12 protein-coding genes and 1 pseudogene are annotated in these 12181 nt (G+C 35.1%); 9 read left to right on the top strand and 4 right to left on the bottom strand.

What is annotated here, in order from left to right:
* Window positions 1-9: 9 nt before the first annotated feature.
* Window positions 10-306, bottom strand: coding sequence for an antibiotic biosynthesis monooxygenase family protein (locus D2K60_RS10835; RefSeq protein WP_117170012.1), 297 nt, complete (start codon window positions 304-306; stop codon window positions 10-12).
* 146 nt (window positions 307-452) lie between these two features.
* On the opposite strand from D2K60_RS10835, the gene D2K60_RS10830 reads away from it, so the two are divergent.
* The 9 genes and pseudogenes from D2K60_RS10830 to D2K60_RS10795 all read left to right on the top strand — a co-directional run bounded on the left by D2K60_RS10830 (window position 453) and on the right by D2K60_RS10795 (window position 7809).
* Window positions 453-896, top strand: a complete 444-nt coding sequence (locus D2K60_RS10830) for a GNAT family N-acetyltransferase (RefSeq protein WP_117170011.1) — start codon at window positions 453-455, stop codon at window positions 894-896.
* Window positions 897-1438: 542 nt separating this feature from the next.
* Window positions 1439-2311, top strand: a complete 873-nt coding sequence (locus tag D2K60_RS10825; protein WP_117170010.1) for a hypothetical protein — start codon at window positions 1439-1441, stop codon at window positions 2309-2311.
* 176 nt (window positions 2312-2487) lie between these two features.
* Window positions 2488-3312 (top strand): metallophosphoesterase, encoded by an 825-nt coding sequence (locus D2K60_RS10820; RefSeq protein WP_117170009.1) that lies wholly within the window; start codon window positions 2488-2490, stop codon window positions 3310-3312.
* A 433-nt stretch (window positions 3313-3745) separates the two neighbouring features.
* Window positions 3746-4279, top strand: a complete 534-nt coding sequence (locus tag D2K60_RS10815) for a CueP family metal-binding protein (RefSeq protein ID WP_117170008.1) — start codon at window positions 3746-3748, stop codon at window positions 4277-4279.
* Between the two features lie 488 nt (window positions 4280-4767).
* A pseudogene (fosM, locus tag D2K60_RS10810) lies at window positions 4768-5202 on the top strand (FosM family fosfomycin resistance protein).
* Between the two features lie 215 nt (window positions 5203-5417).
* Window positions 5418-5567: a hypothetical protein gene (locus D2K60_RS20660; RefSeq protein WP_162880753.1), complete on the top strand. Its 150-nt coding sequence runs from the start codon at window positions 5418-5420 to the stop codon at window positions 5565-5567.
* A gap of 108 nt (window positions 5568-5675) precedes the next feature.
* Window positions 5676-5921 carry an alpha/beta-type small acid-soluble spore protein gene (locus tag D2K60_RS10805; RefSeq protein ID WP_117170007.1) on the top strand — a complete coding sequence of 82 codons (246 nt, stop codon included), beginning with the start codon at window positions 5676-5678 and terminating at the stop codon, window positions 5919-5921.
* Between the two features lie 200 nt (window positions 5922-6121).
* Window positions 6122-7015: a GNAT family N-acetyltransferase gene (locus tag D2K60_RS10800; RefSeq protein WP_117170006.1), complete on the top strand. Its 894-nt coding sequence runs from the start codon at window positions 6122-6124 to the stop codon at window positions 7013-7015.
* Between the two features lie 188 nt (window positions 7016-7203).
* A complete protein-coding gene (locus D2K60_RS10795) occupies window positions 7204-7809 on the top strand; it encodes a flavin reductase family protein (protein ID WP_117170005.1) in 606 nt (201 codons plus the stop codon).
* A gap of 232 nt (window positions 7810-8041) precedes the next feature.
* Here D2K60_RS10795 and D2K60_RS10790 read toward each other — a convergent pair whose 3' ends face one another.
* The 3 genes from D2K60_RS10790 to D2K60_RS10780 all read right to left on the bottom strand — a co-directional run bounded on the left by D2K60_RS10790 (window position 8042) and on the right by D2K60_RS10780 (window position 12179).
* The gene (locus D2K60_RS10790) at window positions 8042-8221 is read right to left on the bottom strand and encodes a hypothetical protein (protein ID WP_117170004.1); all 180 of its coding nucleotides are present in this window, start codon (window positions 8219-8221) and stop codon (window positions 8042-8044) included.
* Window positions 8222-8456: 235 nt separating this feature from the next.
* Window positions 8457-9440 carry a GMP reductase gene (gene guaC, locus D2K60_RS10785; RefSeq protein ID WP_117170003.1) on the bottom strand — a complete coding sequence of 328 codons (984 nt, stop codon included), beginning with the start codon at window positions 9438-9440 and terminating at the stop codon, window positions 8457-8459.
* Window positions 9441-9749: 309 nt separating this feature from the next.
* Window positions 9750-12179, bottom strand: a complete 2430-nt coding sequence (locus D2K60_RS10780) for a glycogen/starch/alpha-glucan phosphorylase (protein WP_117170002.1) — start codon at window positions 12177-12179, stop codon at window positions 9750-9752.
* Between the last annotated feature and the right edge of the window lie 2 nt (window positions 12180-12181).

Below are 12181 nucleotides of genomic sequence, written 5' to 3'. Positions count from 1 at the left end.
TTACATTACTTAACTAAGATCAACATTTTCAAAATGTTCCACTACTGGAAATGGATCGTAGAAATGGTGTAATTGTTTTTTCCAGTCTTGATATGCGCTTGATTGTCTAAATCCAATCGTATGATCGTCTAGCGTTTCCCATCTAACCAATAATAAATATTTACCCTTTACCTCCAAACAAGACTGTAATTCATGTGATATGTATCCTTTCATCGAAGAAATAATCTTTGAGGCATCACGAAAAGCTACTTCATATTCGGACATTTTTTCTTGCTTAACCTGAATAGCAACTGTCTCTAATATCATAAAATCTCCCCCTATATTCTTTTTCTATATAGTAACATGAATGCTGCATTGGAAAATCAATGACGCATTATTTTTGCGTTATTTTTTTGGATATATATGTTAATATAATGTGTGTGAAGTACTTAATCAATGGGGAGGAAATTTCAATGGAGTCTTATCAAGCTACGATTGAAGATTTAGAAGGCATTTCAAATTTATTTAATCAGTATCGTGTATTTTATCAACAAACATCAGATATAGATGGTGCTAAAGCTTACATTAAAAAACGTTTAGAAAACAAGGATGCTGTTATATTTGTTGTTAAAGACAAACAAAAATATGTAGGGTTTACACAACTATATCCGAATTTTTCTTCTATAGCGATGAATAGAGCATGGATTTTAAATGACTTATACGTAGTTAAAGAAGCTAGAAAACAAGGAATAGGAGAAATACTTTTACAAAAAGCGAAAGAATTTGCTATTGAAACAAATGCCAAAAGTATAAGCCTAAGTACAGCACCAGATAATGATTCCGCTCAAAGGTTATATGAAAAAAGTGGTTACATAAAGGATACCCAATTTTATCATTATGAATTAAGTTTGGGTTAATACCTGTTTAATTCATTTTTTGAGTAAAATGTAAATATCTAAACGTATAGCTTCTTCTTTATAGTTTTTTAGGTTGTCTAAAAATTCATTCACTTAACAGTTTAAAATATAGGGTCTAAATAAGAAAAGGGCCAAATTATCTTGAGGTCTTTTTCTAATTATTATATTTATTTTGAAAATATTCTAGCGCTTCTTTTAGTTTATCATTCTCTTTTTTTAACTCTACATAAAACTGACACCAATGAACAGTATGAAAGTCAACACGCTTGAACCATCAAACAAAATCTATCACCTTCCTCGATATAACAATCGATCACTTAATAAATTCATGTGTTAAGTCAAGTATAGCATGATTTTGAAGTTAATTAACAAGCATTTAACTATATTTTTGAAGTGTGTGGAAGACTTAATTAATAGAAGTTTGTAATATAAAAAAGTACTATTAAAAGTGAGGTATTCCCTTTTGGTCAAGACATCAATGTGATTAGATGATAAGATTCTAGTTAATTGACTTGAAATATTATTAGTAAGGAGAATTCATCTTGAAAAAGGTAGTTATTATATGTTTATTAATTGGTTTTATGACAGCATGTTCGAATGACACAAAGCAGACAGTTGAATCAGAACGGGACTGGTCACAGATTGGTTTAGAAGACTGGAGCGAAGAGGAAATCCGTCTAAGTAAAGATGAATTTAAGCAGTATTTAGACTATTTAGAAATGTTTCAAACGAAAGAAAATGCTGGTGTTTTAACGCTTGAACTACTAGATAATGAAACAATCGAAGCCAAAGTTTTACAAGAAATTGGTTCAGAAGAGGATATTAGTGAAGCTCAAACAGATTTCTTGGATCAAAACCTTCGCCAAGCATATAAGGCTTCTACCTATTACCAAAATCAAACCGAACCAACGATTCGTTTTGTTGATTCTGAAGGAGAAGAGATTGTTGCATTTAATAAGTCGTTTGAACAACGTGAAAAGGAAAAAAAAGAAGAAATTGTAGCAAGTCGTGAGGATTTAGGGACATTCGCCATGCGTGAAGAGGTGGAGATTGGTGGAGCTAATATCACTTTTACTGGTGGGACGACCGTTGCCAGAAGATTAGAGGATGAAATCTATTCGCCAAAATATGTCGTGCGAATGGGACTTTCCTTTGAGAATGTTTCAACTTTAAGTAAATATGCTTCTGCTAGAGCGTTTATCGTTGAGGATTTTTCAAGACAAGAACTAGATATATATGGATTGGACGATCTTGTACATGAAAGAAAAGTTGAGCCAGGTAATACAATACATGGACCGCTATATTTCACTGCATCTGGAAATGGTCCATATCGGATAACCTATCAAACCGATAACTATAGTGTAACGTGGTTAATTGAAGATGTAGAAGTCGGGATACCACAACATACGAATTAAGAATTTGATCATCCAATATACAGTAATGGATTAAAGCATTTATCCATTCCGTTTTATAAGTAAAATGGTGTAGCTACTCTGCTTCTCTGGCGGTAGCTACTTTTTAGTTTTTCTTTAAATTAGAGACAATAAGGTGACAACATGGTAAAATATTGCTATTGAGGTGGGGTTGTTCGATGAAAAAGAAACAGATTATTATTTATATGAGTCTATTATTTGTTTTACTGGTGGGAATTAAAGCATATTACGATACTAACCTTTTTAAAGTAAATCAGGTTGCGTTTGAAACGGAAAAGATGCCAAATCGTTCATCTATTACTATTCTACAATTAAGTGATCTACATAATAAAGTTTTTGGTGATCAAAACAAAAAGTTAATAAAAAAAGTCGAGGATTTAAATGCAGATATCATTGTCATTACGGGTGACCTTATCGATCGAAAAACGAGTGATTTTACGGACATGTTTGCATTAGTTGAGGAACTTATGATATTAAATGAAAACGTTTATTTTATATCGGGAAATCATGAATGGGATAATCCAGATACAGAAGTATTTTTTGCGGGATTGGAAGAGCTAAATGTCAGTATGTTAGATAATGCGCACACGACAATTACCCTAGATAATGCGACGATCAATCTTGTTGGCATTGGTGATAGCTCAACAGAACATGACAACCTTGCAGCAGCATTAGATGGACTTAACCCAGACAACTACACGGTGTTACTGTCACACACACCCGACACATCAAACAGTTTCATCGAAAGTCCAGTAGATTTGACACTGAGTGGACACACGCACGGTGGACAAGTACGCTTACCATTCATTGGTGGTGTAGTCGCACCAGATCAAGGTTTCTTTCCAGCATTTGATAAAGGGATATTTGAGCGAGGAGATGGAAAATATCTTTATATTGATAGTGGATTAGGAACAAGTATCCTGCCGATCCGTTTTCTCAATCAAAGCCAAATGAGTATGATTACAGTGCACGGGAATAACTAAGTAACTGCTTTTTTTAGCGAAATCTAGTAGAATGTAAGTTTCTCATGCAGAAGGGAAATTCCTTCAAGATTACTTCCCAGTTATCTATAGCTATCGGTTAAGACAATCAACCGATTCAAGTAAGAAAGTAATGACCAAGGAAAAGTGGCTCCATCATGCTTACTTCCAAGATCATGATCCAACAACGATAGATCGACTCGGCGAGAATGAACAAATGGCGCTCTTTGAATAAATGGAAAAGGGAAGACAGTCGAATTTGATTGTCTTCCTGTTTGATTTGTCTATTAAGCTGCGTATATTGTTAAGTACGGAACATAAATATCTCGAATAAAATTAACAGGATAGTCGCACACGAGTTGTTTTCTTGTGTTAAAATAACTATTGTGAATAAATGAACTTAAAATGCGGAATAAAGAATTAGGAGGTGATTAAGATGAAGAAAAATACTTTTACTATGATTGGACTTGTTGCGATCGCGTTTGTAGCAGTTTTATTTATAGTGATTTTTAATAATTCCGAAGAAAAGGAAACACTGAATATAAGAAAGTTAGTAAATGAATACAGTATTGGTGCCAAAAAGGCTGAAGCTGCCTCAATTACTTCAGAGCAACTTGTTGTAACGGACAGTGATGGAGATTCAACTTATGCGTTACCAGAAGATGATTTCTTTGTTTCTATTGCTCCATATATTGACGAAACACACCCTTGTGCAACGCATAGTTTAACAGGTTGCCGTGGCGAATTGGCGGATCAAGATTTTAATATTTACATCGAAGATACAGATGGTAATGTTTATCTAGATGAAGTCATGACGTCCCAAGCTAATGGATTTATCGATTTTTGGCTTCCACGCGATAAAACGTATCACGTTACGATTGAACAAGATGGTAAGAATGTAGAATCAGAGATAGCTACATATAAAAATGATGATACATGTATTACAACGATGCAATTGACCGATAATTAAAATGATAGAGGCTTCATCAGTTAATGGAGAAGCTTTTTTTGTTTGGATTAGTAGGTGGTTTAATAAGTGCCTCTGTTATTGACGTAACGATAGATTGTTAGGTATAAAAGAGTCGGAATGGAGTTAAATAACGGCTCATATAGGAGGGATTTGAGTAAATATGAGCCGTTACGGAAATATATGCGCCCTTCCGCTAGATATATGAGCTGTTACGAATTTATATGCACCCTTCCAGAAAAAATATGGTCCTTCAGGAAAATATATGCGCCGTTAAGAAATAATCCTTTATAAGATGCTCAGATTTGGAGCGTTTCTGTAAATAGTACGTTAGTATATACATAGGTAAGTAGCATTAAGTTAAAATTGAATCAATAAGAATATAATTTCAAATTAATATGAGCTGTTTTGTATTAATCTTTAATCATATTTCATATTTCATATTTATTCATTATAATGAAGATAATACTTTCCTGAAAGTGGTGATTTAGTTGGCCATTAAAGGTCTTAATCATTTTTTGTTTTCAGTTTCCGATTTAGATAAATCTATTCAGTTCTATGAAAAAATATTTGATGCTAAATTGTTAGTGAAGGGTAGGAGCACAGCTTATTTTGAATTGGCGGGTATTTGGCTTGCTCTCAATGTCGAAGAGGATATTCCACGTAATGAAATAAATGACTCCTATACACATATAGCTTTCACAATTGAAGAAGAGGAATATGATTAAATGTATGAAAAACTAAAAGCGTATAATGTAAACATTTTACCTGGACGACCGAGGGATAAGAGAGATAAAAAGTCACTCTATTTTACTGACCCAGATGGTCATAAATTTGAGTTTCATACCGGTACGCTAAAAGATAGGTTAGCCTATTACCAACAAGAAAAAGGACATATGACATTTTCACCATCGCGTCTAGATTAGAATGAGATAAGGATATTCTCGGGAGGTAGAAATGAAGCTATTAAAAGTGTGTATCTTACTTATTGCTTTTGTTGGTATCGGTGTTTATACAGCTAATCATTTGATTAAAGAAGATCGTGAGAGTCTTAAGTTTTATTGGAGATAAAAGTATATATGCATCCATCAAACAGCTGAATTATTCATATGAAGCTTCCAGTGGTGGTGGAGGGGGAACTATGAATAGTAATGAAATAGGCAGTCCTAAAAAGGTAGCAACTAATACAGGCAGTTCGAGGGGTGTAGCAAAAAATCAAGAAGATGAAGTGATACAAGTAACAGTTAAATGGGACGGTTTTGAAGAGTCATTTGATTTGTATAATGAGTAAAAAAAGCGCTTTGATTTTATGGCGAATTAGACTTTATAAAACTCGCATTTATAATTAGCTGATCTTTAGGGATACTATGTTCATAAAGATTAGAGGAGATGAAGGCACGTGTCCAGAAGAAATAAGATACTTGTCCCAGAAGCACGAGTAGGTTTAGACGAGTTAAAAGCAAAACTATCTAATGTCAACAAGGAACAAGATGCAAAATACGAAATTGCCAAAGAACAAGGGATTGAATTAACGAGAGGTTATAATGGTGAAATGAAAGCAAAGGATGCTGGCAAAGTTGGCGGTTCCATCGGTGGGAATATGGTTAAAGAAATGGTCAAAATGGCAAAGGGAAATATGAAATAGAAGATGAGACTAAGCGCTGAGACATTCAGAACTTAGTCTTTTTTTGTGATCTAAAATTGAGTTGAGATTATATTTTAAATAAGTAAATAGATGAGCTTTTTATGTTAAAATAAAAATATAAATTGTGAAATAATGTAATTAAAATTACCGAAACAATAGTAACTATGATGAAAAAAATGCTGCTTAAGGAAGGATATTTAATGAAAACATTATTTAAAACATTTAATAGCTCCTATTATGAGACAGTTTGTGATTTTTTGATTGAAGTATCAAAGGATGAACGTAGACATATTAATTGGAATTGGGCGCGGTGGGAATGGATGGTATTTCATCCTGAGTTTAATAATAGTTTAACGGATAAGATAGGTTTATGGTTTTGTAGTAGTAATAATGTGTTGGTGGGTATAACGACTTATGATCATTATTTTGGTGAGGCATTTTATGCAGTTAAGATAGGATATGAGGAACTTGAAAAAGAAATATTAGAATATGCTATTGCTAATTTTAGTAATGAAGATGGTCTTGGTATTGCAGTTTGTGAATCTGATACGCAAAGGATAAATTTTTTACTACATAATGGGTTCAGAGAGGATAACAATTCTGAAAACATACTTGAGATAAATATGGCGAACATTACCTTTAGTTATTTTTTGTCAAAAGGTATCAGAATGAAAAGTCTTCATATAAAGGAGGATTTATATAAGCATCACAAAGTATTATGGGAGGGATTTGAAAACGATGGAAGTGTACCTTATGATGAAAAAACAATTAATCAACAAAAAAGAATGCTGTCGGCACCTCATTTAAATCCCGATTTACACACAATTGCTGAAAATGAAAAAGGCGAATATATTGCCTATTGTGGATGCTGGTATAATCCTACTACTGATTATGCTTATTTTGAACCAGTTTGTACCATACCGCAATACCGTGGTATGGAGATTGGTAAAGCGGTGGTATTGGAATCTTTAAAAAAATGTTATGAAAAGGGTGCAAAAAAAGCGTATGTTATTTCTGAGTCGCCTTTTTATAAATCTATAGGCTTTGTTCAACAGTCTCACTATAATTTCTATTGGCATCACATAAGTGGCTGAAATTTTAATGAATCATTAGCATCGTTGTGGCGATAATAAAATCATCTAGAAAAATGAGAGATTAAGCCATATAGTTGGCGAAAATGACGGTATAGTGAGATCATAGAGAAATATGTAGAAGCAAGTATTATCAACATATATTACGAAACAAGTCACGAGTTAAATTAAGTTTAAAAAGGGGTGTTTTTATGCTTTCCATTGATCCATCAGAAAATAGTGAAAGAGATAATTACAAGTTTTTAATTGGGAGTGTTATTCCACGACCAATTGCTTTTGTAACGACGAAAGCAGAGGATGGTACGTTAAATGGCGCGCCATTTAGCTATTTTAATGTGGTGACAGCTAATCCACCATTAATATCTATATCGCTTCAACGAGCAAAAGGGTTGCGGAAGGATACTGCACGAAATATCAACGAGTTAGGTGAGTTTGTTGTACATATCGTTGATCAGGAAAATGTCGATCAAATCAATCAAACAGCTGCAAGTCTGCCGCCTGATCAAAGTGAGATTGAGCTAGCGAATTTAACTAAGGTCGAAAGTATGAAGATTTCAGTGCCAGGTGTAAAGGAAGCAAAAATCCGGATGGAATGTGTGCTTGAACAAGTAATTGAATTGGGCGATAAAGAATCCACATGTGATTTAGTGATTGGAAGAGTAGTCCAATTTCACATAGATGAAGCGATTTATCAAGATGGTAGAATTGACCCGCACGGTTTGGCGGCTGTTAGTCGTTTAGCAGGAAATGATTACGCGAAAATCGGAGAGATTTTTACTATTGAAAGGCCTAAATAAGCTTTTGTCTAGAATATGAAATAAATAAGTAGCATGATATTTACCAGATTAGGCGTACCTAATCTGGTACGTTTTGTTTTGGGAGTTAAAACTAAAATTTGTTGTGAGGGAAAACGTGGGTTTTCATTTTGGCAATATCGCACTCGTTGTTGACAGCTTTTCCCCAGATTAAATTGTGATCAGCTTCCATCGTTGAAAACCTTTTTAAAATTTCTAGGTGTCTATTTTCGTTTTACGCTTTCCTAGAAGTTTGTTCTTCTTTAATAGCGGTAATATCTGTTTTCATAGAAGTTTGTTCTGTTTTGATAGCAGTAATATCCGCTTTCATTTCCTTTTGTTCTTTACTCATCGCTCCAACCATGCCAATTAGCTGACCAAGCATGTTCTCCATAGGATCAAACCGTTCTTCCATTTCTTTTTCACCTCCTCATTTCCCCTTTATTATATATCATTTCTCTACAATAATCGATTAAAAAAGTATAACTTAATTTGATTTTTATGGCACTCTTTTGATAAAAATTTTCCTGTCGCAGTAAAGAAAAGCACGATTCTAAACGTTGCATCTGAGAGGTAATCCAGCGATAAGAAGGTTTATTGATAGCTAAAAAACGGGAAGAACTAACAAACTAGTTCTTTCCCGTTTCGATTTAATATACTTTATCTCCATTAAAGATGGAGTTCTTCACAACAACGTAGTCGACATTGCGAATAGCTTCTAGTTTACTACCACCTGAGTAGGAGATAGATGATTGTAGGTCTTGCTCCATTTCATCTAATGTGTCTTGGAGAGGCCCTTTATATTCGACGTGCATTTTTTTGCCTTCAACATTTTTCTTTTCGCCTTTTTGAAATTCTGAAGCGGAGCCAAAGTATTCTTTAAACAGTTTGCCATCTTGTTCGATTGTTTCTCCTGGTGATTCTTCATGGCCAGCGAATAAAGAGCCAATCATGACCATAGATGCGCCGAATCGAACGGATTTTGCTATGTCACCATGGGTTCTGATTCCACCGTCTGCAATAATTGGTTTACTTGCGGCTTTCGAACACCAACGTAGTGCGGCTAACTGCCAACCACCAGTACCGAAGCCTGTTTTAATTTTTGTAATACAAACTTTTCCTGGTCCGATACCAACTTTTGTTGCATCAGCACCTGCGTGCTCTAATTCTCTTACCGCTTCAGGAGTTCCGACATTGCCGGCAATAAGAAAAGTTGTTGGTAAGTGTTTCTTAATGTGCTGAATCATTTCAATTACTGCATTAGAATGACCGTGTGCAATATCAATTGTAATAAATTCAGGGACAAGTTCCGCTTTCGCTAATTGCTCGACAAAGTGATACTCTTCTTCTTTTACGCCGACACTAATCGAAGCGATTAATTTACGTGCTTGCATATCTTTTATAAAAGCGATGCGCTTGTCTGTTTCAAAACGATGCATAATATAGAAATAACCATTTTCGGCTAAATATAAAGCAATCTTTTCATCAATAATTGTTTGCATGTTTGCAGGAACTACTGGTAATTTAAAGCTATAGCCACCTAATGTAACAGATGTATCACATTCAGATCTGCTATTTACCACACATTTTGCTGGAACTAATTGAATATCTTCGTAATCGAATACATTTTCCATTATAAACACCTCTAAATACGAATATTAAATATAAGGTTAACAATAATTGTTCGCCCATTTGGTAATATACCTTATTTTCAATGCAGTGTCAAAAGGAAAGATTTAAAAATTTAATGATTTGATCACAAATGGCGATTGTTTGATCACAAACGTCACGAAATGATCACAAGCGCAAACAGTTGATCACATCGCCGATCAAATGATCACAAACACCCGAAATTTAATCACAAACACAATTTAATCACAAAAATCATCCGCACAACACAATAAAAAGAGGCGCCATCGTAAATTCACAGCGCCCCTTGCTTCCTATTGTTTTTGAAGTTTCCAAATACCTGTCGCATATTCTTGGATTGTCCGGTCGCTTGAAAATTTGCCGGAATGCGCGATGTTGATCAGTGTTTTTGAGAACCATTTATCTGGATCGCGATAATTGCGGTCAACCATTTGCTGGGTTTCTACATAACTGTCAAAATCCTTTAAAATAAAGTATGGATCATTAGTGGAGAGGAGGTGGTAATAGATATCAGTGAATTCGACGTCACGGCCGAATGCGCCACTTCTTAGCTGATCCATTATTTGCGTAATGCGTTCGTCATTTTGATAAATTTCATTGGGATTGTACGTGCCGTCTTGATAATAGTTGAAAACTTCCTCAGCCTGTAAGCCGAAAATAAAAATATTTGAATTACCGACGTGGTTCTTAATCTCAATGTTTGCTCCATCTAATGTCCCGATTGTGAGGGCACCATTCATCATCATTTTCATGTTGCCAGTTCCTGATGCTTCTTTTCCAGCAGTTGAAATTTGTTCACTTAAGTCAGCTGCGGGAATGATTTTTTCTGCTAAACTAGTGTTGTAATTTTCAAGGAAAACGACTTTAATCCTATCTTTTATTACAGGGTCATTGTTAACAACGGAGGCAACAGTGTTGATTAGTTTAATTACCTCTTTTGCAAAATAATAACTTGGTGCTGCTTTGGCACCGAAAATAAATGTGCGTGGTGTGATGTCTAGGCTAGGATTTGCTTTTAGTTCATTATACAAATACATGACATGAAAAATGTTGAGTAACTGCCGTTTGTATTCATGTAGTCGTTTAATTTGGACATCAAAAATCGATTGATCATCCACTAAGATGCCAGTTGTTTGGTGGATATAGGATGCTAAATCTTGTTTATTCTTCTTCTTTACTTGTTCTAGTTTTTCGAGTAAGGCTTTGTCTTTTATATAACGAAGTAGTTGGGTCAATTCACGAGGCCGGCGTAACCAGCGATGTCCAATTGTTTCGGTAATCAGATCAGTTAATCGTGGATTTGACATTAGTAACCAGCGACGATGCGTAATACCATTTGTTTTGTTATTAAAACGTTCTGGAAAAAGGCTATAAAAGTTTTTCATTTCTTTTGTTTTTAATATATCGGTATGCAATTTGGCAACACCATTCACACTAAAGCTGCCGATTATGGCGAGATGTGCCATATGGATCTGATCATTTGCGATCACAGCCATACCAGGTATCTCGTCGCGTAATGCTGGATGGTCAAACCAAATGCCTTGGCAGAAGCGTTCATTGATTTCGTCAATAATCATGTAAAGGCGAGGGAGCAAGCTTTCCATCATCTGGATTGGCCATTTTTCTAATGCTTCATGCATGATCGTGTGGTTCGTATAGGCAAAAACGTGTGTGGTAATATCCCAAGCCTTTTCCCAACTTAATCCTTCTTCATCCATCAATATCCGCATTAATTCTGGTATCGCTAGACTAGGGTGGGTATCATTTATTTGTATGACTACTTTCTTTGGTAGGTGGATGAGTGGTAGTCGGTTGTGTGTTTTATAGTCGGTTATGATTTTTCGTAGACTTGAGGCTACTAAAAAATATTGTTGCTTAATTCGCAGTCTTTTGCCATAGTCGTTCGAATCATCTGGATATAACATCCCGGATAATTGCTCAATTGCATGATTATGTTTTAATTCTTTGTAATAGCTAGACTGATCCTTATCGATAAGCGATTGGTTCGCTGAAGCGGGTAGCTCGGCATTCCATAAACGTAGTGTGTTGACGACCTTATTTTGATAACCAACTACTGGGACATCATAAGGAACAGCTAACACTTTATCGGTGTTTTCATACTTGAATTCAAGCGTTCCATCAGCTTGTTCAAGCATATGGACCGTCCCACCAAACTGTATTTCAAACGCTTCATCGGCTTTTCGTGTTTCCCATGGATAGGGATCTTTTAACCAATAATCTGGAAGTTCAGTTTGGTAGCCATTGATAAATCGTTGCTCAAACATGCCATATCGATAGCGAATACCAAATCCGTGACCTGGATAGTGGAGGGTTGCTAAGGAATCCAAAAAGCAAGCAGCTAAGCGTCCTAATCCACCATTTCCTAATCCAGGGTCTTGTTCTTCTTTATAAATGGTTTCAGGTGACAAATCAAGAGCAGTTAAGGCGTCGTTACAAATATGTAACATACCTGTATTTAATAAATTGCTTTTTAGCAAGCGTCCAATTAGAAATTCCATTGATAAATAATAGACTTGTTTCGGTTTTCTATGTGAATAAGCAGCTTCGGTATGAAGCCAATCTTTCTTTACTTCTTCGTTAACAATCGCACAAATCGTCTCATATATTTCAGCTGGTGATGCCTCATTGATTTTTTTCTCGTAAAGCTGTTTCAGTTTATTTTTGATCAATAAGATAAATTGATCGACGGTAGGTTTCCCCAATG

This window comes from Paraliobacillus sediminis, assembly GCF_003426055.1.
This window is presented reverse-complemented; position numbering and strand designations above follow the sequence as displayed.

What these genes read in the sequence shown, in the direction of transcription:
- D2K60_RS10835 (WP_117170012.1), bottom strand. Translation starts at nt 306, where the DNA reads ATGATATTAGAGACAGTTGCTATTCAGGTTAAGCAAGAAAAAATGTCC.
- D2K60_RS10830 (WP_117170011.1), top strand. Translation starts at nt 453, where the DNA reads ATGGAGTCTTATCAAGCTACGATTGAAGATTTAGAAGGCATTTCAAAT.
- D2K60_RS10820 (WP_117170009.1), top strand. Translation starts at nt 2,488, where the DNA reads ATGAAAAAGAAACAGATTATTATTTATATGAGTCTATTATTTGTTTTA.
- D2K60_RS10815 (WP_117170008.1), top strand. Translation starts at nt 3,746, where the DNA reads ATGAAGAAAAATACTTTTACTATGATTGGACTTGTTGCGATCGCGTTT.
- D2K60_RS20660 (WP_162880753.1), top strand. Translation starts at nt 5,418, where the DNA reads ATGAATAGTAATGAAATAGGCAGTCCTAAAAAGGTAGCAACTAATACA.
- D2K60_RS10800 (WP_117170006.1), top strand. Translation starts at nt 6,122, where the DNA reads ATGAAAACATTATTTAAAACATTTAATAGCTCCTATTATGAGACAGTT.
- D2K60_RS10795 (WP_117170005.1), top strand. Translation starts at nt 7,204, where the DNA reads ATGCTTTCCATTGATCCATCAGAAAATAGTGAAAGAGATAATTACAAG.
- D2K60_RS10790 (WP_117170004.1), bottom strand. Translation starts at nt 8,221, where the DNA reads ATGGAAGAACGGTTTGATCCTATGGAGAACATGCTTGGTCAGCTAATT.
- guaC (WP_117170003.1), bottom strand. Translation starts at nt 9,440, where the DNA reads ATGGAAAATGTATTCGATTACGAAGATATTCAATTAGTTCCAGCAAAA.